The 20,826-nt window shown below is 36.7% G+C and carries 18 protein-coding genes; 13 read left to right on the top strand and 5 right to left on the bottom strand.

Annotated elements, in window-relative coordinates:
- Position 1: 1 nt before the first annotated feature.
- From IIF7_RS04265 to IIF7_RS04275, 3 genes are all read right to left on the bottom strand, one after another.
- On the bottom strand, positions 2 to 967 hold the full coding sequence (locus IIF7_RS04265; protein WP_084840439.1) for a glycoside hydrolase family 130 protein: 966 nt from the start codon (positions 965 to 967) through the stop codon (positions 2 to 4).
- A 78-nt stretch (positions 968 to 1,045) separates the two neighbouring features.
- Complete coding sequence (locus IIF7_RS04270) at positions 1,046 to 2,932, bottom strand: sodium:solute symporter family protein (RefSeq protein ID WP_084840440.1); 1,887 nt, start codon at positions 2,930 to 2,932, stop codon at positions 1,046 to 1,048.
- 9 nt (positions 2,933 to 2,941) lie between these two features.
- On the bottom strand, positions 2,942 to 5,197 hold the full coding sequence (locus IIF7_RS04275) for a GH92 family glycosyl hydrolase (protein WP_386274394.1): 2,256 nt from the start codon (positions 5,195 to 5,197) through the stop codon (positions 2,942 to 2,944).
- A gap of 140 nt (positions 5,198 to 5,337) precedes the next feature.
- On the opposite strand from IIF7_RS04275, the gene IIF7_RS04280 reads away from it, so the two are divergent.
- Entirely contained in the window at positions 5,338 to 6,429 is a 1,092-nt protein-coding gene (locus IIF7_RS04280) for a sensor histidine kinase (RefSeq protein ID WP_245801518.1), read from the top strand.
- On the top strand, positions 6,426 to 7,142 hold the full coding sequence (locus tag IIF7_RS04285; protein WP_084840443.1) for a LytR/AlgR family response regulator transcription factor: 717 nt from the start codon (positions 6,426 to 6,428) through the stop codon (positions 7,140 to 7,142). The genes IIF7_RS04280 and IIF7_RS04285 overlap by 4 nt, the downstream gene beginning before the upstream one ends.
- Here the strand turns inward: IIF7_RS04285 and IIF7_RS04290 are convergent.
- Positions 7,139 to 8,164 (bottom strand): helix-turn-helix domain-containing protein, encoded by a 1,026-nt coding sequence (locus IIF7_RS04290; RefSeq protein WP_084840444.1) that lies wholly within the window; start codon positions 8,162 to 8,164, stop codon positions 7,139 to 7,141. The two genes, IIF7_RS04285 and IIF7_RS04290, sit on opposite strands and share 4 nt — an antisense overlap.
- A 501-nt stretch (positions 8,165 to 8,665) precedes the next feature.
- On the opposite strand from IIF7_RS04290, the gene IIF7_RS04295 reads away from it, so the two are divergent.
- From IIF7_RS04295 to IIF7_RS04320, 6 genes are all read left to right on the top strand, one after another.
- Complete coding sequence (locus IIF7_RS04295; RefSeq protein WP_013073569.1) at positions 8,666 to 9,001, top strand: arsenosugar biosynthesis-associated peroxidase-like protein; 336 nt, start codon at positions 8,666 to 8,668, stop codon at positions 8,999 to 9,001.
- A 45-nt stretch (positions 9,002 to 9,046) separates the two neighbouring features.
- Entirely contained in the window at positions 9,047 to 10,102 is a 1,056-nt protein-coding gene (arsS, locus tag IIF7_RS04300; protein ID WP_084840445.1) for an arsenosugar biosynthesis radical SAM (seleno)protein ArsS, read from the top strand.
- Between the two features lie 282 nt (positions 10,103 to 10,384).
- Positions 10,385 to 11,011: a TIGR04282 family arsenosugar biosynthesis glycosyltransferase gene (locus IIF7_RS04305; protein ID WP_084840446.1), complete on the top strand. Its 627-nt coding sequence runs from the start codon at positions 10,385 to 10,387 to the stop codon at positions 11,009 to 11,011.
- Between the two features lie 2 nt (positions 11,012 to 11,013).
- The gene (locus IIF7_RS04310) at positions 11,014 to 11,826 is read left to right on the top strand and encodes a purine-nucleoside phosphorylase (protein ID WP_084840447.1); all 813 of its coding nucleotides are present in this window, start codon (positions 11,014 to 11,016) and stop codon (positions 11,824 to 11,826) included.
- 5 nt (positions 11,827 to 11,831) lie between these two features.
- Positions 11,832 to 12,803, top strand: coding sequence for an arsenosugar biosynthesis arsenite methyltransferase ArsM (gene arsM, locus IIF7_RS04315; protein ID WP_084840448.1), 972 nt, complete (start codon positions 11,832 to 11,834; stop codon positions 12,801 to 12,803).
- Between the two features lie 30 nt (positions 12,804 to 12,833).
- Positions 12,834 to 13,643 (top strand): DUF547 domain-containing protein, encoded by an 810-nt coding sequence (locus IIF7_RS04320; RefSeq protein WP_245801519.1) that lies wholly within the window; start codon positions 12,834 to 12,836, stop codon positions 13,641 to 13,643.
- A gap of 13 nt (positions 13,644 to 13,656) precedes the next feature.
- On the opposite strand, the gene IIF7_RS04325 is transcribed toward IIF7_RS04320, so the two are convergent.
- Positions 13,657 to 14,691 carry a glycoside hydrolase family 113 gene (locus IIF7_RS04325; protein ID WP_084840450.1) on the bottom strand — a complete coding sequence of 345 codons (1,035 nt, stop codon included), beginning with the start codon at positions 14,689 to 14,691 and terminating at the stop codon, positions 13,657 to 13,659.
- Positions 14,692 to 14,870: 179 nt separating this feature from the next.
- On the opposite strand from IIF7_RS04325, the gene IIF7_RS04330 reads away from it, so the two are divergent.
- From IIF7_RS04330 to IIF7_RS04350, 5 genes are read left to right on the top strand one after another with little or no spacing between them, the layout of a single operon-like run.
- Entirely contained in the window at positions 14,871 to 16,157 is a 1,287-nt protein-coding gene (locus IIF7_RS04330; RefSeq protein WP_084840451.1) for an NAD(P)/FAD-dependent oxidoreductase, read from the top strand.
- 5 nt (positions 16,158 to 16,162) lie between these two features.
- Positions 16,163 to 17,746: a 4Fe-4S binding protein gene (locus tag IIF7_RS04335; protein WP_084840452.1), complete on the top strand. Its 1,584-nt coding sequence runs from the start codon at positions 16,163 to 16,165 to the stop codon at positions 17,744 to 17,746.
- A complete protein-coding gene (locus tag IIF7_RS04340; protein WP_084840453.1) occupies positions 17,746 to 18,435 on the top strand; it encodes a cyclase family protein in 690 nt (229 codons plus the stop codon). Before IIF7_RS04335 ends, IIF7_RS04340 begins: the two co-directional genes overlap by 1 nt.
- A gap of 15 nt (positions 18,436 to 18,450) precedes the next feature.
- Complete coding sequence (locus IIF7_RS04345) at positions 18,451 to 19,149, top strand: glycosyltransferase family 2 protein (protein WP_084840454.1); 699 nt, start codon at positions 18,451 to 18,453, stop codon at positions 19,147 to 19,149.
- A gap of 13 nt (positions 19,150 to 19,162) precedes the next feature.
- On the top strand, positions 19,163 to 20,635 hold the full coding sequence (locus IIF7_RS04350; protein WP_084840455.1) for a cellulose synthase family protein: 1,473 nt from the start codon (positions 19,163 to 19,165) through the stop codon (positions 20,633 to 20,635).
- Positions 20,636 to 20,826: the final 191 nt, after the last annotated feature.

Consider the following 20,826-nt stretch of genomic DNA (forward strand, 5'->3'; position numbering starts at 1 on the left):
TTTATAAGCTGTTATTTTTTACAAAGTCTACTACTTCGCTAATTTTACCATAAGCAACGCCTGTGCAGGTATCTGCTGCGCCGTAATACAAAGCTAACTTATCCTCTTCATGCGAATGCAATGCCGCACAAGGAAAAACTACATTTGGCACATCTCCTGTCATTTCATAAAGTTCAGCCGGAGCTAATAAGTAAGGCTGTGAACGGTATTTTACTTTATCGGGTTCGTTTTTATCTAAAATGGCAGCACCTACCGAATATCTAAATCCATTACAGGTGGCGATAACACCGTGATAGAATAACAACCAACCTTCATCTGTTAAAATCGGCACCGGGCCAGCACCGATCTTAGTGCATTGCCATGCACTTTGTTCAAACGGAGCAACTTTCATTACACAACGATGTTCACCCCAGTATTTCATATCTGGGCTGTAGCTAATGTAAATATCACCAAATGGCGTATGGCCATTATCGCTAGGGCGACTTAACATTGCATATTTACCGTTGATCTTTGTAGGGAACAAAACTCCGTTTCTGTTAAAGGGCAAAAAAGCGTTTTCACACTGAAAAAATTCTTTAAAATCGAAAGTGTAAGCGATACCAATGGTAGGGCCGTGATATCCATTACACCAGGTAATCCAATAACGATCTTCGATGAAGGTAACACGAGGATCATATTTATAATCTGAATCGATCATTTGGGTATTACCGGCCTGCATTTCGATTGGCTCGTGGTTAATATCCCAATTGATACCATCTTTACTAAAACCAGCAAAAATATTCATTTGCACGGCTTTGTTATCACATCTAAAAACCCCGGCAAATCCATCTTCAAAAGGAACTACAGCACTATTAAAAATACTGTTAGAAGTTGGTATAGCATATCGATCGATAATAGGGTTTTCGCTATGTCTCCAAAGTACATCTGTACAATTCTCAGGTTTATCCTGCCAAGGTATATTCTTCATCATCTTCTTTATTTTACTCGAAAATCGAGATTTTTATTATTTTAATCCTAATAATTAATCAGGTTACTTCTTTATTTATTAAATATCGTCTTCACTGGTTTCCAGATTTTTCACTTTATCCAGCCAGGTAAACTTCAGTATTAAACTGGTTAACACAAAAACGGCCACAGCCATCCATGTTTTGCTATAGTCTCTCACTACCAAAAATATTGGCAATAAGATCATGCTCGATTGCCAGATAATCCCAATAATACAATTGAACATATCCAGCCAAAAATCATTGTTTTTTTCTATTTTTTCTTCGGAATAATGATCTCTAACCGGCTTCCACCAGCCCCAGGGATGTACATTAGTGTAAAATGATTTTAATGTTGCCATATCTGTAGGCTTGGTTAAGAAAGTTCCTAACAAAGAACCTAATAGCGAGAATCCAAGAATTATAGGAAATAAATAGATCGCCGGAATTTCTGAAAGGTCATGCAGTAAAGTACCTGCTTCTAAATTCGCTTTATTCTGATCTAAGAAAAACTGAAGCGTTGCGATAATTAAACCTGCTAACATTCCCCAAAAATATCCCCAGCCATTAAAACGCCACCAAACCCATTTTAAAAAGTTTGCGGCAACATAGCCACCATAAAGTGCACTAGTGATCCAAAGCGTAATCGAGTTTATAGAATCTGCAAAAAAGCCCATAATAACTCCCAGGGTAACTACACCAAAAGAAGCAATATGACTCGCTTTTACATAATGCCTGTCTGAAGCTACTGGCTTAAAATATTTCTTATAAATATCATTTACGATATAAGCTGGCCCTGCATTTACAAAAGCAGAAAATGTAGACATAAACGCGGCTAATAATCCTGCCAGCAATAATCCTTTAATCCCAACCGGAACGTGATTATTGATTACTTTTGGTAAAATTACTTCAAGATCGTTACCGGTTACCGCTCCAGCTTCAAGCATTTGAGGCGCTATGAAAACAAGCCCAATCAATACGATACCACCAATTAAAAGATAACGAGGAATAAACAAAACCAGATTTGTAAATCCACTCATATACGCTGCATCTTTTACATTTCTGGTAGAAAGAATTCGCTGCATATCGTAACCCGGAGTTGGTCCTGCTACACTCGAAAAGAAACCTTTAAAAAGCGTCATTCCAATAAAAGCACCAAACATTTTATACCCCTGTGTATCTATAAGTCGGTTAAACTCTTCGTAATCTCCAGACCAGAAGCCGGTAAGTTCATTTCCGAAGAAAACATTTTTCCATTCTTTAGGAATTAAAGTATTTACCTCGACATCAGTAAATGCGTAAAATGTATAACCTGCCACTAAAATCCCGGCAAGTACCATAATTAAATATTGTAAAACCTCTGTGGTTACCACAGAGAACATTCCTCCTTTAATGGTATAAATCGTGGTAAAAAATATAATAAGTAAGGCATAGGTTTGCTCTGAATTTAGCAGCGTTGTTTCAGCAATAGTAAGGCTTGCATCCCAAGGAAGAATTACCGTCATAAACTTACCGGCACCTTCAAAGAAATAAGCGATAAAACCTATAGAAGCAACTACTGCAAAAATAGCTACGATTAAATGTGAAGCTCGTCCTGCTTTATCATCACCAAACCGAGTTAAAATCCACTCAGATCCCGTCATTACTTTTGAACGTCTAATCCAAACGGCCAGGAACATCATTACAAAAACCTGGTTCCAGATGGGCCACATCCACATAAACATGAAACTTTTTACCCCGTATAAAAATAGGATTCCAACCATCCAGGCGGTACCCGATACATCGAACATCCCAGAACCATTACTTAATCCCAGGTAATACCATTTTATGGTCTTTCCTCCTAAAAAGTAAGAATCTAAACCTTCGCTGGCTTTTTTAGACACCCAAACGCCAACGCCCAGGGTTAAAATGATATAAAGGACAATTATAATTACATCTACTATATGCATTAATTCTGCTTATTTTTTGGCTACACCCCAGTTTTTATTCGGTTCGCTTCCCATTACAAATTCTAAAGATCCACCCGCAAGTATTTGTTCATGAGAAATTGTAGTAGTATTAAATTCTTCTCCGTTAAGTTTGGCTGACTGGATATAGAAATTTTCTGGAGAAACATTTTCAGCAGTGATCACAAACGTACCACCATCCTTAAGCTTGATCGTAGACTTTTCGAAAATTGGTGTACCAATTTCGTAGGTCGCACTTGCAGGGCTAAAAGGATATAATCCCATAGAACTTAAAACGTACCATGCAGACATTTGTCCTGCATCTTCGTTACCTGAAAGTCCGTTTGGCGTTGTATTATACTGAGAATTTAAAATATCATGAACATAATATTGAGTTCTCCACGGCTTACCTGCTTTATTAAATAAATAAGCAATATGGTGACTTGGCTCGTTACCATGTGCATATTGCCCAATTAAGCCTGAAATATCTGCGGAAGTATGCTCTCCTGTAATTTCTGAACTTTCGTTAAAAAGCTGTTCTAATTTTTCAGTAAATGGCTCGGCTCCTCCATGAAGTTCAATTAAGCCTTCTGGATCGTGAAGTACAAACCAGCTGTGTTGCCATGCATTCCCTTCAGTATAATCTGTATTTACACGATGTTGCGAATGCTTAGGATCGAAAGGTAAATGCCATTCTCCTTTAGCCGATTTTCCTCGCATAAATCCTGTTTCAGGATCAAAAAGTTTTTTGAAGGATTCTGCTCGCTTCGAAAAATACTCGTAATCTTCCTGCTTATCTAAGGCTTTAGCCATTTGCGCCACACACCAATCGTTATAAGCATATTCTAAAGTACTGGTTACAGATTCGTTTCCTAGATCGAAAGGAATATAACCATACTCTCTAAGTTCTTTAAGCCCACGTTGATCTTGCATCATTGTAGATTTTAAAGCCTCAAAAGCACGCTCGGGATCAAAACCCTTTATTCCTTTGAAATAAGCTTCTGCAATTACAGGAATAGAATGGTAACCTGTCATGGTATTAGTCTCGTTTCCATAAAGCGTCCAAACTGGTAAAGTCCCGCTCTCATCATAATACGCAAGCATAGAATTGATAATATCTGGAACTTTATCTGGATCTGTGATCGTTAATAATGGGTTTTCTGCTCTAAAAGTATCCCAAAGTGAAAGCGTAGAATAAGTTGTGCCATCAGCGCTGGAAATACTATCGTTTTGTAATCGAAATTCGCCATTTTTATCACTAAATGTTACTGGAGATAATTTAGTGTGATAAAGAGCAGTATAGAAAATCTCTTTTAATGAATCTATTGGAGTTTCTACAACAATATCTGAAAGTGCTTCATTCCAGGTTTCTTTAGATTCGGTTTTAATTTCTTCAAAGTTGAAATTAGCATCGCTATCCAGATTTTCTTTTGCATTCTCTAAACTTACTGAAGATAATGCTACTGCAACCTGAAGTTTTTTATCTGCTGTATCAAAGAATAATTGTGCTGAAGTTTTCTTCCCTTCAACCTCAGATGCTTCAGAAAGTTTAGCTTCAGTATATAATTCAGAATTAATGATTGGCTTAGAGAATTTCGCTACAAAAAACACTTTTTGATTTTTTGCCCAACCTGTGCTGTGACGGTAACCAGTGATCGTAGTTTCGTCTTCTATTTTTATAGCAGTCTCTGTTGGCTCGTCCCAGTTAATTGCAAAACCAAGATCGATCACTACAGATTGCTCTTCGCCCTCTCCAAAAGTATAATTATGATATCCTGTTCTTAAAGACGATGTAAGCTCTACATTAACATCAAAATCTTCTAAAAACAACTGGTAGTAACCAGGTTTAGAAGTTTCGTTATCGTGAGAATATTTAGAAAGATAAGGTATATCGTTTCTTTCCTTTACAGTTTTGGTTAAATCGATTTTTTTATTCACCGGCATAAAAAGAAGGTCGGCAAGATCACCAATACCAGTACCTGATAAATGCAAATGACTAAATCCTGCCACCAGAGAATCTGAATAATGATATCCAGAACACCAGTCCCAACCACTTGTACCGTTATCTGGACTTACCTGCACCATCCCAAATGGACGGCTGGCTCCCGGAAAGGTGTGACCATGACCTCCAGTTCCTATAAAAGGGTTTACGACACCTACCAAATCTTCAGATTTTGGCGATTCTTTTAGATTTTCATCTCCCTCTTTTTTACAGGAAATTAAGAGTAAAAATGATGCAGTTATTGTGCAAAATCGTTTTACCATAATTGTAGTTTTTTCGGATTAATCGTTGAGTCACCCCAACTTCTAAGCTAAATATTTATATATTCATCAACTCTTAAAAAGATATTAGACCAATGACATATCTGAACGGACAAACAACTAAAAAGTTAAGAAAAATATAAAAATTGGCTAAGGCAAAATCCATAAAAAACCTGTTTAGACTTCCTAGATTTGCAGATTACGAAATCAAGACCCTACACCATATCATATTTTGGGGTATTTATTTTATTTTCAACACATTAAGATGGGGGAGCTATTACGAAGACTATCCATTATCGATTAAGGGAAATCTTTTAGGTTTCCCCATACACATGTTTCTTTGCTATTTTACGATATACTTTCTTATCCCAACGTTTATCTATAAACGGCGATTTATTTTATTTAGTCTTACGTTAATAGCTACAATATTTTGCATGGTAATCATCAAATTTGAGCTTACCTATTTTTTAATTAGTAATAACGTGTGGCCAGAAGGACCAGAAACACATTCGCTTACACCAAATTATGTAATCCAGATGATGTTAGGCGAGTTATATGTAATCTCTTTTGTTACCGCAATTAAAATCACCATAGATTATATTTCTACCAACCAAAAAGCAGCAAAACTAGAGCAATCTAAATTAGAAACCGAGCTAAGATTCTTACGATCTCAGATCTCTCCGCATTTCTTTTTTAATACTTTAAATAACATTTATGCGTTAACTCTGGAAAAATCGAACAAAGCTCCAGATGTAGTCTTAAAACTCTCTGAGCTAATGCGCTATTTACTTTACGAGACAAAAAATAAAAGGCAAAGCCTGGAAAAAGAAATATTATGTATCCAAAACTACCTGGATCTTGAACGTATTAGATACGGCGAGAATTTAAATGTAGAAATGGAAATTTCTGGAGATATTTTAGGAAAACAATTATCACCTATGCTTCTTATTCCTTTTGTAGAAAATGCCTTTAAGCATGGGGTAAACGAAAACATAGGGAATGTTTTTGTAAAGATAAAATTAAAAGTTGAAGATGATTTTCTTTACTTTGAAGTCGCTAACTCTACGTCCCAAAAACGTAAAATGAAGCTCCCTAAAAAACTAAAGCCTTCTGGCGGAATTGGAATAAAAAACGTAAAAAAACGCCTCGAACTTGGCTACACCAAAGAAGAATACCAACTTGATATTGGTGAAAAAAACGGGCAATTTTTAATTGAATTAAAACTAAAACTAAAATGAGTCTTTCCTGTATCATAATTGATGATGAACCTTTAGCAATAAAGGTGATAAAAAACTATGTGGAACAGATTAAAGAGCTCTCCCTACAAGAGACCTTTACAAATGCAGTAGATTGTATGAATTATCTACAGGAAAACGAAGTCGATTTACTTTTTTTAGATGTAAATATGCCTCTTTTAGATGGTTATAGCTTTTTAGAAAGTCTGCCCCATAAGCCCAATGTGATTATTACCACAGCTCACGAAGAATATGCTGTAAAAGGCTACGAATTAGAGATACTCGATTTTTTAATAAAACCCATCCCTTTTCCTCGATTTTTAAAGGCCGTAAATAAAGCTTTAAAGTTGAAAAATGAGAGCCAAAATCTTACAAAATCGGTTCCTGAAACAGAACATATTTTCGTGAAAGTTGATAAAAAACGAATGCGAAAAATTTATCTGAATGATATTTTGGTGATCGAAAGTTTAAAAGATTACATTAAAATTATCACCGCTACAGATAAGCACATCGTTCATCAAACTTTAAGCAGTTTTACTGAAAGTTTACCACAAGATCGATTTATAAGAATACATCGCTCTTACACCATCGCTATTCCAAAAGTTGAAGCGATAGAAGGAAATAGTATTGAAATTGGTGGTAGCCGCTACACCATTGGCCGCAGCTATATTAACGAAGCAAAAGAAGCGATTTTAAAAAATGGAGATCAGGATTAATCCTGATCCTGTCTTGAACTCGACTTCAAGAAATACTTTGGGCTAACGCCATATTTTTCTTTAAAAATCTTAGAAAAATAACTACGATTATTTAAGCCAATAGCCACAACAATTTCAGAAATATTTTTATCGGTATTCATCAGCATTTCTTTAGCTGCTTCTAATTTTCTATGCTGAATATATTTGTTCACTGTAAGATCATAAATATACTTAAAACCTTCCTGTAGTTTATTAACGTTGGTTCCTGCTTCCTTGGCTAAAGCTTCAACGGTAAGATTGCTTGCCAGATCGCCTTCAATCCTTTTTGCTACATAGTTTACTTTTTCGATATCAGACTTCCGAAGAATTTGTGGTAATTTATCTTCAGCTTCGTCATCCTGATATTGGGCAATTTGCACCACTAACATTTCAAAAGCTTTTCCTTCAAGAAAAATGGAACGCAAAAAACCTGTAAATTCTTTAGTGGCAATTTCTTCCATAAGATCTGCCGACTTTAAACTGTAATTCCCCTGGTAGTAAAATTCCTTTTCAGAAATCTTATCTTTAAAAATCTCTTTAAGCTCTGGCTCTATTCCCTGAAACTGGTAATTATCACGATTCGAAAAAATAGAGCGTATAATCTCTAAACTTGATACATGCGTGGCTACATCTTTTTTAAAACTTAGCACATGCCCGCTGTAACCACTACTCGACACAATAATATTTTGAAAGCTATCGATGGTATTTGCCGTTTCAGAATCTTCAAAACAATGATCTACACTTCCCTGAGAACAGAATATAAATTTTAAAGGATGTACACTACTTAACGTAAAATGAATATCTATGTCTTCGTAAAACTTACAATTATATGTTACAATACCAATACCTGAATCAAAACTGGATCCCCTAATATAACCCTCGCCAATACTTGAAGGAATCTCTAAAATAAGCTCCCCTGCCCCATTTTTTATTGGAGCATCAATACATTTAGAGATGTCTTTAATTATATCATTTACAGGTAAAGTATTAACGTCTATTCTCATAAAATCTGCAGCTCTTTAAAACAGACGACTCATCTTCTTTGCCTGTTTATTTTCTATTTGTAAACGTTTAAACGAACGTTGCGACTGGTAAAATTAATATTTGAAGTCAATTTTTCTTTACGATAGTTAAAGTTGTGTGTTATCAACTATTAGTTATGTGAAAAACGTTATTCATCGTTATATACCGCTAGTAGCGCGGCATACAGGATTAAATAATAAATAGCTGAGATTCGATAAATTAAACTCCAGGTTTTGCCTTTGCACTAATATAATTAAATTAGAATAATTCTAGCAAATTCTTCAGGCTTTCGTTAACAGCAAGCAGCTTAACGGTTTGCTACAAACTCGTTTAAAAATTGAAGCTAAAATTGTATAATTTTCAGCATTTATTTATTAAAAAAATAAAAACTCCAGCTACAAAAGTTTTTCAGTTTCTATAGATCTAAAGTCAATTTTTAAAGATAGGATTACATAAATTGTATCTTTACCTAAAAACAATTTATGTCTAAAACATATTATGATCCGGCCGACTTAAGGAAATTTGGTGAAATTACAGAATGGAGCGAAGAGCTTGGGAAAAAGTTTTTTGATTACTACGGAAAAGTTTTTGAAGAAGGAGCACTTTCTGCCCGTGAAAAATCACTTATCGCTTTGGCAGTTTCTCACGTGGTAAAATGTCCTTATTGTATAGATGCCTACACTAAAGATGGTTTGCAGCGAGGCATTACCAAAGAAGAAATGATGGAAGCCGTTCATGCCGGTGCGGCCATAGAAAGTGGCGCAACTCTTGTACATGGTGTACAAATGATGAATAAGTACAAAAAGCTTAGCATGTAAACCAAAGCTAATCTTTTCGTCTAAACCAGCGTACAATATTTTTATATGTCTTTAAAATCCCTAAAAGCAAGAGAAGACGATCTATCCAGCCCTCAACGACAACTGGAATTATTAAGTGAAGGAATTTTTGAAGAAGGAGAGCTTCCAACTTTTAAAGATAAAATTGCAGAAAGTGGTCATTTCCCGCTTAAACCTAAAAAGCTGGAAATATTGCAACTAAACCTTGGCTATATGTGCAACCAGGTTTGTTCGCATTGCCATGTAGATGCCGGGCCAGATCGTAAAGAAATAATGACTAAAGAAACCATGCAACAATGCCTGGAAGTTATTAAAAATACCGGCGCGCATACTTTAGATCTTACTGGCGGTGCGCCAGAAATGAATCCCAATTTTAGATGGTTTGTAGAAGAAGCTTCTAAAGCAGGGATCAAAGATTTTATCGTAAGATCTAATCTTACCATCATTTTAGCGAATAAAAAATATCACGATCTACCCGATTTCTTCAAGAAACATAATGTTCATGTGGTTTCTTCGCTACCTTTTTACAAGCGCGAGAAAACAGACAAACAACGCGGAAACGGAGTTTTCGATAAATCGATAAAAGCGCTGCAGCTTTTAAATGAAGTAGGCTATGCACAACCGGGCAGCGACCTCAAATTAGATCTGGTTTATAATCCATCAGGTGCATTTTTACCTACCAACCAGGCAGCGATGGAAAATGATTTCAAGAAAGCGCTAAAAGAAGATTTCAATATCGATTTTAATAGTCTTTTTGCGATCACAAATCTTCCGATAAGCCGATTTTTGGAATATTTAATTGCTTCAGAAAATTACGAAGATTACATGTATTCTTTGGTAGATGCTTACAATCCCGCTGCCGTCGAAAATGTAATGTGTACCAATACGATTTCGATTAGTTGGGATGGCTGGCTTTATGATTGTGATTTTAATCAAATGTTGGATCTAAAGGTGAATTCTAAAGTAAAACACATTAGCGAGTACAACGAAGATTTGCTAAATGATCGAAATATCATTATTTCTCAGCATTGCTACGGCTGTACCGCCGGTGCAGGAAGTAGTTGCCAGGGTTCTACGATCTAATTTCACTCAAATTACAAGTTCTTTTTAAAGAAATATTTTCTAGCTTTTCTGATGTAATTTAATCCTGAAATTGTATAAAATCGGCTTCTTTTTCTTGGCAAAACGAGCGAGTTCAATTTCTAAAAATTAAGTTGAATAATATACAATCTCGGCCTTTATAAATTTCACAAAAAATTAGTCGACATTTTCATATAATCATAGTATATTGCTAGGAATGCAATACATCTGAAGGCTTTGTAAAAAGCATTAAAAATCAGCTTTTCAGATACAAAATATGATTTTTTGAGAGAAACAAATACTTCAAAAAACTTACTTTTAATTTTTACTCGTAATCCCGAATTTGGTAAAGTAAAAACCAGACTTGCCAAAGATATAGGAGATCAGGCTGCATTAGATATTTATAAATTTTTGCTGGAGCATACGGCAAAGATTTGCGCTCCGCTAAACACTAATAAAGCAGTATATTATTCCGAAGAAATAAAAGAAAATGATTTATGGGATAATGCTCTTTTTCAGAAGAAAAAACAAAAAGGCGAAGATCTGGGTGAGCGAATGAAAAATGCTTTTGCTGAAGGTTTTAAAGAGGGTTACTCGAAAATCGTTATTATAGGATCTGATCTTTATGATATTAAAACCGAAGATTTAGAGCAGGCTTTTGAATTGCTGAACGAAAATGAAGTAGTGATTGGCCCGGCTGAAGATGGTGGCTATTATTTATTGGGAATGACCCAACTTCAGGAAAATCTCTTTCAAAATAAAAACTGGGGAACCTCAACGGTACTTCAGGATACATTAAACAACCTTACAAAATCAAATTATAAATTATTACAAAAGCGGAATGATATAGACCTATATTCAGACATTAAAGATCATCCTGCTTTTATTCCATTTTTTACAGAACGACCATGACCATGACAGACGCAATTCAGGAATCAACCGATTATCTAAAATCTAAAGGATTTGAGGCTCCAGAAATCGGAATTATTTTAGGAACCGGACTAGGAAAACTTGTAGACGAAATAGATATCGAACACGAAGCCAGTTATAATCACATTCCATATTTTCCAACTGCTACGGTAGAATTTCATAAAGGAAAATTGATCTACGGAAGCCTTGAAGGCAAAAAGGTAGTGGTAATGCAAGGGCGTTTTCATCTTTACGAAGGTTATACTTTGCAGGACGTGACTTACCCGGTGAGAGTAATGAAAAGACTGGGAATAAACAGATTATTGGTTTCTAACGCGGCAGGATCTATAAATCTGGATTACAAAAAAGGAGAGTTAATGTTAATCGACGATCATCTTAATTTTCAGGGAGGATCGCCATTAGCTTTTAAAGGCGTAGCGCAACTTGGGGAACGATTTGTGGATATGGCGCAACCTTACGATCCAGACATGAATGCCGAATTAGAAAAGATCGCAAAAACAAACAATATCAACCTACATAAAGGAGTATACGCTTCAGTTTTAGGGCCACAATTAGAAACCAGAGCTGAATATCGCTTCCTTAAGATCGCCGGAGCAGATGCTGTGGGAATGAGTACGGTTCCAGAAATTATTGTAGCGAATCATTTAAAGATCCCGGTTGCGGCAGTTTCAGTGATTACAGATGAAGGAAATCCAGACGATCTTAAACCGGTAGATATTAGTGAGATCATTGCCATGGCTGAAAAAGCCGAACCTCAAATGATCGTTCTCTTTAGAGAACTTATCAAAACGCTTTAGTACAAATGAGCAGTTACTTAGAAACCACAAAAAACGTTTATAAAGATGCAGCACTTACACCAGATGTTGGGCTTTGCTGTACTACAAATCCTATTTGGGAATTGCCGGGATTAAAGATCCCTAAGATCATGCAGGAAATGAATTATGGCTGCGGAAGCACCGTACATGCACGTGATCTTTCTAACAATCCGCGTATTTTATATGTTGGTGTTGGCGGCGGAATGGAATTATTACAATTCGCTTATTTCTCAAGACATAAACATGGCGTAATTGGGATCGATGCCGTAGATGAAATGTTGGAAGCTTCAAGAAAAAACTTCAAAATTGCTGAAGAACAAAATGATTGGTTTAGCTCAGATTTTGTGGATTTGAAAAATGGCGATGCGCTTCATCTTCCGGTAGAAGATAATTCGGTTGATGTTGCTGCTCAAAATTGCCTGTTCAATATTTTTAAAGCTGAAGATCTTAAAAAAGCAATTGAAGAAATGTACCGTGTTTTAAAACCACATGGTAAACTGGTGATGAGCGATCCTACCTGCGAGCAGGAAATGAATGAAGAGCTTAGAAATGACGAACGATTAAGAGCTTTATGTCTTAGCGGAAGTTTACCTATTAAAGATTATGTAAAAGCTTTAACCGATGTTGGCTTTGGAACCATAGAAATTAGAGCCAGAAAACCATACAGAATTTTGGATCCAAAACATTATCCAACCAACGAATTGATTTATATTGAATCTATAGAAGTTGCCGCCATTAAAGATCCCATGCCAAAAGACGGACCTTGTATCTTTACCGGAAAAGCAGCGATCTATTATGGAGAAGACGATCATTTTGATGATAAAAAAGGGCATGTTCTTTTAAAAAATCAGCCTTTAGCGATTTGCGATAAAACCGCAAAAGCATTAAAAGATCTAGGCCGAGATGATATTTTTATTAGCGAATCTACCTTCCATTACGATGGTGGCGGGTGTTGCTAAACACCAAATTTAAACTGAAAATTGCGCAGCATGAAAAATTTTAACCTACTTAAACGAATATTGATAATGGCCATTTTCCCTATTGGTTTAAGCAGCTGCGCCTTATTTTCAGCGGCTGGATTTTCCAGTAAGGGTTTACCTCATACACAGGTAAAAGGCGAGTTAATTTCAACGATTTCTAATACTTCTACTAATATTGATCATTCTACCTGGCATAATTTGCTTCAAAAATATGTAGATGAAAGAGGACTAGTAAACTATGAAGGCCTCAAAAAAGATCGAAAAGCATTCGATAAATACATCAAGATGCTTTCAGAAAATAAACCAGATCAATCCTGGTCTGTTCAAGAACAATTGGCTTATTACATAAACACCTACAATGCTAATACCGTAAAGATAGTTCTGGATAATTATCCTTTAAAAACCATTCAGAATATCGATGGTGCAACCACTAAAGAATTTGTTAGCATGGGTACAAAGCAAATTTCTCTGGGCGCCTTAGAAAACAGTATTCTAAGAAGAATGAACGAACCCCGAGTTAATTTTGCGATTTGTAAAGCTGCAATTTCCAGCCCAAGATTATTAAACGAAGCCTACACCGCCGGGGCTATCAATGAGCAATTAGAATTTGCAACCCGATCTTTTATAAATTCATCTAAGAATCTTATAAAACCAGAATCTGCACATCTTTCTAGAATTTTCGACTGGTATAGTGGCGATTTTACCAACGGCAGTATTACTATTGGCGAATACATAAATCGCTATAGCGAGGTAAAAATGAAGAATTGGAATAATATTTCTTTTAGAGATTACAACTGGAACTTAAATAAACAATCCTAACCAACGAATCTCTTTAATTCACATACTTGCCGTAATTCACTTTTACGGTTTCTTCGGCCAGTTTATTTTGTGGAGTAAAACGATCGTTTTGTTTTCCGCCGGCACGCTCGTGATCGTGATGCCATTTCCAGAGAAATCCGCCGGCAAACCAGTGTTCTGGCCAAAATTCATCATAAATTACCTGTAAAGCCTTTGCCTGTAATCCTTCATTTAGATTTTCAGGAACCTTATCCCCTCTTCTTCTTGTAGAAGCCTGCCAGGGTTCTTTTGCTGTAAAATCAATATTTCTGTAGCCGTATTCAGTAAATATCACCTGCTTTTTATATGCTGAAGATAATTGCTGAAGCATTTTTTTATGCGATTTCCATCCGGCGATCAATTCGGCTTCTGTAGGATTTTTTGATTCACTTATCGGGAAATAAGCATCTACGCCAATAAAATCGAGTTCGTCCCAAAGTTCAAACCGGTCTACTTTATCCCAGTTTTCAGCATAAGTAATTTTTCCTGAATAAACTTTGCGCACTTCAGCGATCATCTTCTTCCAAAATTCAGGTCTTTTTTCAGTAAAATTATAAAGCTCGGTTCCTATGCAAAAAAGTGAAATTTGTTCTTTTTCGGCCAGTTCAGCATACAATAAAATATATTCCAGATAGCTATTTTCGAAAGTTTGCCAGTGTTCTTCTGAAGTCATATTAAGATCCCCGGTAAATTCGCCATGCCAGATCCAAATTTGAGGTTTAAGCATGATTTTTAATCCATTTCCCTGAAGTACCTGGATATTTTGCTGGACACCATCTACACGTTCTCCCCACCATTGCCGTTCGTGATTAAAATGCAACTCGGGACTATTTAAATCCTGAAGAAATGCAAAAGGCATTAAGGCAACGGTATTCGCATTTACATTTTTAAGCGGAAGAATATGCTCGATTTTTAACGAATCTCGGGAAGCTACCAAACTTAAACCGTTATATTTTAATTTAGGGAAATCTGGCTGGCAGCTGCAATGAAAAAGAGTAACCGCAACAATTAACCAAAAATTAAATTTCATTGAACCCACCTTATTTTTAAGCTTAAATTAAAGAAAATCAGCATCTATCTAAAAAATTAAATAAACATACTCAATTTTAAAATTGCTTTTCGACATTATAAGTTAAGATACTTCTTTATTTTCGACTAACTTTTAAATTGCACTTCGAATAGAAATCATTAAGCAATATCTGCAAAAGCATGGAGCACATCGTTATTCTTGGTAACGGAATTTCTGGAATTACCGCTGCACGGCATATCCGCAAACGATCGGATAAAAAGATCACGGTAATTTCTGCGGAAAGTGATTACTTTTTTTCTCGTACTGCGCTGATGTATGTGTACATGGGGCACATGAAGTGGGATCACCTGAAACCTTACGAAGACTGGTTTTGGGAGAAAAACCGAATCGATCTAAAAAATGGCTGGGTACAGCAAATCGATTTTAGTGAAAAAACACTTCATTTTAAAAATGGCGACAAACTTAATTACGACAAACTGATTCTAGCAACGGGATCGATCCCTAACAAATTTGGTTGGGAAGGTGAAGATCTAAACGGAGTGCAGGGATTGGTTTCAAAACAGGATTTAGAGTTACTCGAAAAAAACACGAAAAACTGCAAAAAAGCAGTCATTATTGGCGGTGGATTAATTGGCGTAGAGCTAGCAGAAATGCTTCGCACCAGGAATATTGAAGTCACTATGCTAGTTCGAGAAAAAGCTTTCTGGCATTCGGTATTACCTTTTGAAGACGCGAATATGATTTCTGAACATATTAAATCTAATGGCGTTGACCTAAGAACAGTAACCGAACTCGACAAAATAATTCCAGATGAGCATGGGAAAGTCAGTTCTATAATCACCAAAACCGGCGAACAAATCGATTGCCAACTTGTGGGACTTTGTGCCGGTGTACGCCCAAATATTGATTTTTTAAAAGATTCAGATTTAGCGATAAATAAAGGAATTTTGGTGAATTCTTATTTAGAAACTAATATTCCCGATGTTTATGCCATTGGCGATTGTGCCGAACAACAAGAAGCCATTGACCAGCGAAAACCGGTTGAAGCCGTTTGGTATACCGGCCGCATGATGGGCGAAACTTTAGCACTAACACTTACCGGAGAGAAATCTCAATATAATCCTGGGAATTGGTTTAATTCGGCTAAATTCTTTGATATCGAATATCAAACTTACGGTTGGGTTTGGCCAAGACCTAAAGAAAATGAACAGCATTTTCATTGGCAGCATGAAGATAACACCAAAGCGATCACGATAAGTTTCGATAAAAAAACGAAACTTTTTTTAGGAATAAATAGCTTCGGAATTAGAATGCGACACGAAGTTTTAGATCGTTGGCTAACTGAAGAGCGAGAAATCAATTACGTTCTTGCCAATCTAAAACAGGCCAATTTTGATCCTGAATTTTATGCTCGGCATGAGGCAAAAATATTTGAAGGCTTCAAGAAAAATCTCCAAAACGCATAAACTATATGAGCAATATCGAACATAATATGTCTATCACCGGGGATGCTCCAAAAAGTATTTCCACCACTCAAAAAATAGCAAGTGCTGTTGGCCTTTCCGGTTTATTGATCTTGGTTCTTGCCATCGCAAATTTTAATTTTCCGAATAAAAGCTTATTTCTAAGTTTATCGCTGGGAATGATCTCGCTAGGTACGGTAATTTTCTCTGTAGATGCCTATTGGGGAAAACATGCCGGAATTAAAAACGACGGAGTTTGGTTTAAATCCTTAAGTGGTAAAGGTTTTTGGGCCTGGATTCTTGGGATTGGACTAACCTTATTTTACGTCGTTTTATATTGGTTTCCGCAGTATTTGGGATTAAACAGCGAAGGCGCGAATACCGGAATTATCGCCTTATTCGATCCGCTAAGTAAATTTATTAATGGCGGACCGGCCAGCCAATGGTTTGTATACGGATCCTTATACACGGTGGCGATCTGGATTTTCGGATTCAAATTTATCCTGAAATATCGCCATAATCGCTATGAGATCATTAGAACCTGCTCGGTGATGTTTTTCCAGTTAGGTTTTGCGTTTTTAATTCCTGAAATTCTTGCCCGACTGAATAAACCTTATTTTGCACCGGCAACTATTTGGCCACTGAATTATGATCTTTTTGCCGGCTATCGCTTAGATTCATTTTTATCTGCCGGAAATTTAGGTGTGGCCATGCTTATTTTTGGTATTGTTTCGATCTTTGTGATCACCCCTATTCTTACCTACAAATACGGAAAACGTTGGTATTGTAGCTGGGTTTGTGGTTGCGGTGGTCTCGCTGAAACTGCCGGTGATCCTTTTAGACAACTTTCAGATAAATCTCAAAAAGCCTGGAAGATCGAACGTTGGGTAATTCACAGTGTATTGGTTTTTGTTACCGTAATGACCATCGCCGTAGTCTATTCCTATCTTGGTGAAAATTCAGATCGATTTTGGTTAACTAAAGATGTATTTCTTTGGGGAAGTGCAGGCTTTCTTACACTACTTTTCGCCTTGATCATTATCTTTAAACGCGACCAGATCCAAAAAGATGCGAAATACGGAGCGATTGGATATTTAGTGGTGATATTAGCGATTATTGGCATTAATTATTTCAGCGGAAACTGGAATATTTTTTTCTTCCCGGCATATAAACTCCGTGAATGGTATGGCTTTTTGATCGGTGCAGCTTTTTCTGGAGTGATTGGTGTTGGTTTTTACCCAATTTTTGGCAGTCGAGTGTGGTGTAGATTTGGATGCCCAATGGCCGCGATTCTTGGGATGCAACAAAAATTATTTTCAAAATTTAGAATTACAACCAATGGTGGGCAATGCATTAGCTGCGGAAATTGCTCGGCTTACTGTGAGATGGGAATCGATGTTAGAGCCTACGCACAAAAAGGACAAAACATCGTACGCTCTAGTTGCGTGGGCTGCGGAATCTGTTCAGCGGTTTGCCCTCGTGGTGTTCTGAAATTAGAAAACGGAAAAACAGAAGGCAGAATCAACGAAAATGAAGTTTTACTTGGGAACGATGTAGATCTATTGGATCTTTTAAATCAGAAAAGCAACTAATGGAAATCATCGATCTTAGTCAGGAGATTTACGATGGCATGCCGGTTTACAAAGTCTTGCCACAGGTAAGCATGAAAATGCATGCATCGCACGAAGAATGGGAAGGCATCGAAAATCCTGAAAACCCAACTCCCAGTGTTTATGCTCTAAAGATGAGTGAACACACCGGTACGCATGTAGACGCGCTAAACCATATGCGTAAAGAGGATAAAGGAAAATCGATCGATACTATGTCTTTGTCTACTTTTTATACTGAAGGGATTTGTCTCGATTTTTCAGCCAAAGGATTAAAAGAGATCATTACTTCAGAAGAAATAAAAAATCAACTAAAATTATCGAATCTTGACTTAAAGAAAGGCGATACTTTATTGTTTTGTACCCATCATTATCAAAAACATTTTAATACTGAAAACTGGCCAAATGGCCCGGGAATTTCAGCAGAAGCTGCTCGCTGGCTTGGTGAACAAAAGATCGCTGCATTTGGTGTAGAAACCATGTCGCCCGGCGTACCCGGAATTTCCAACAAAGAGGTTCATAACATCTGCGGTGAATTATCTTTTACGCATTACGAAAATATGATCAACCTGGATAAACTGGTGGGACGTGGGCGTTTCAGATTTATCGCCCTACCTTTGAAGATTCGCGGTGGCACGGGTTCCCCTGTTAGAGCCGTTGCGATTTTTGAATAAACTAAAGCCTCACAATTGAATAACAATCCCCTTATAAAAGTTATTATCCCTGCCCATAACGAAGCAGATTCGATTGCAAAAGTTATTGCTGAAATCCCCAATATCGTTGATGAAGTTATTGTGGTAAGCAATAATTCGACCGATGATACCGAGAAAAATGCTTCAGCAGCCGGGGCGACCGTTCTTCAGGAAAAACGCAAAGGTTATGGTTATGCTTGTTTAAAAGGATTGGATTATATCGCTAATCAACCTCAAAAACCTGAAATCATTGTATTTCTGGATGGCGATTACAGCGATTACCCTTCAGAATTAACCAATATTATTGCGCCCATTCAGCAAAAAAATATGGATATGGTGATTGGTGCCCGAGTAAAAAAATGGCGAGAAGATGGCTCGATGACGCTTCCGCAGATCTTCGGAAACTGGCTTGCTACCACTTTAATGCGTTTATTTTTCGGGGCAAAATTTACCGATCTTGGTCCTTTTAGAGCGATAAAATACGAGAAACTGCTTCAGCTAAACATGCAAGATAAAACCTATGGTTGGACGGTAGAAATGCAACTTAAAGCCATAAAACAGGATTTTACGTATGTAGAAGTACCGGTGCATTACAAAAATAGGATTGGTGTCTCTAAAGTTTCTGGAACGCTAAAAGGCGCTATCTTTGCAGGCGTAAAGATTTTGGGCTGGATATTTAAATATAGCTTTAAATAGATTAAAAAATAGATTGGATTTAGCGATTATCATAATATACACACTGGCGTTGCTGGTGATCTTCTTTTACAGTATTTCAGAATTACAATTATTGCTGAATTACTTAAAAGCGAAGAAAAGTGTCGATAATGCTGAAAAGTTCGATCTAAATAATCCTTCTGAAATCCCCAAAGTGACCATACAATTGCCGCTGTACAACGAAATGTATGTGGTAGAACGATTACTGCGGAATATCGCTAAGATCGATTACCCGAAAGACAAACTTGAAATCCAGGTTTTGGACGATTCTACCGACGAATCGATTTTAAAAACTACTGAAATTATTGCTGAAATTCAGAAAAGCGGAATTGACATTCGGCATATCCAACGGGAAAACCGAAGCGGATTTAAAGCCGGCGCACTAAAAGAAGGATTAAAAATCACCAAAGGAGAATTTATCGCCATTTTTGATTCCGATTTTATGCCCAATCCAGATTGGTTGCAACACACGGTTCCTTATTTTAAGGATTCTGAAATTGGCGTTGTACAAACGCGTTGGGCACATCTAAATCGTGATTACTCGCTGCTTACAAAAATCCAGGCTTTTGCTTTAGATTTTCATTTTATATTAGAACAAACCGGAAGAAATTTTGGTAGGCACTTCATTAATTTTAATGGAACGGCCGGGATTTGGCGCAAAGAATGTATTCTGGATGCCGGAAATTGGAGCGGCGACACACTTACCGAAGATCTAGATCTTAGCTATCGCGCTCAGCTTAAAAAATGGAAATTCAAATACCTGGAAGATGTCCAAACTCCCGCTGAACTTCCCGTGGTAATAAGCGCAGCACGCTCACAGCAATTCCGATGGAATAAAGGTGCTGCTGAAAATTTCAGAAAAAATTATCTAAGATTGGTTAAAGATCCAAGTGTTTCTTTTGGCACAAAATTTCACGGATTTTTTCATTTGCTAAATTCCAGTATGTTTTTGATCGTATTATTATTGGGGATTCTAAGTGTTCCCGTGCTGTACATTAAAAATAACAATCCTGCATTTAGCTGGTATTTTAATGTGCTTGCCGGTTTTGGAATTAGCACTATCATTTTCTTTTTCTGTTACTATGTTCCCTACACCAAAATCTACGGAAAAGGGATCAAATCTTTTTTTAGTTTTATCGGGATGTTCATTACCTTTTTTGCGGTAGCGATGGGATTTTCAGTGCATAATTCTTTAGCGGTTTTAGAAGGCCATTTTGGAAAAAAATCGGAGTTTATCCGAACACCAAAATTTAACGTGAATACGCTTAAAGATTCGTGGAAAGGCAATAAATATTTATCCAATAAATTTTCTGCGAACATTCTTATCGAAGCTTTGCTTTGCCTCTACTTCGCATTCGCTTTGTACAGCGCTTTTGCTTTGAATGACTTTGGATTAATTGTTTTCCACCTTATGCTTTTTGGCGGATTTGGTTTTGTGGCTTTTAAAAGTATTTTTTCGAAGACTTAGATTTTAGACCACTTCGCTGCGAGATATTAGATTATAGACAGGAGACTAGTAGAGTCTAAATACATCGGGAAGTTTGTCTCAATTCGTTGTTTTTGTCATACCGGACCTGATCCGGAATCTCATCCTTTACTGAAAAAATACCATTGTAATGAGACCCTGAAAAAAGCTTGCTAGCTTGAGCGTCAGATAAA

Origin of the sequence: Zunongwangia atlantica 22II14-10F7 (genome assembly GCF_002094855.1) — a bacterium.
GTDB lineage: Bacteria > Bacteroidota > Bacteroidia > Flavobacteriales > Flavobacteriaceae > Zunongwangia > Zunongwangia atlantica.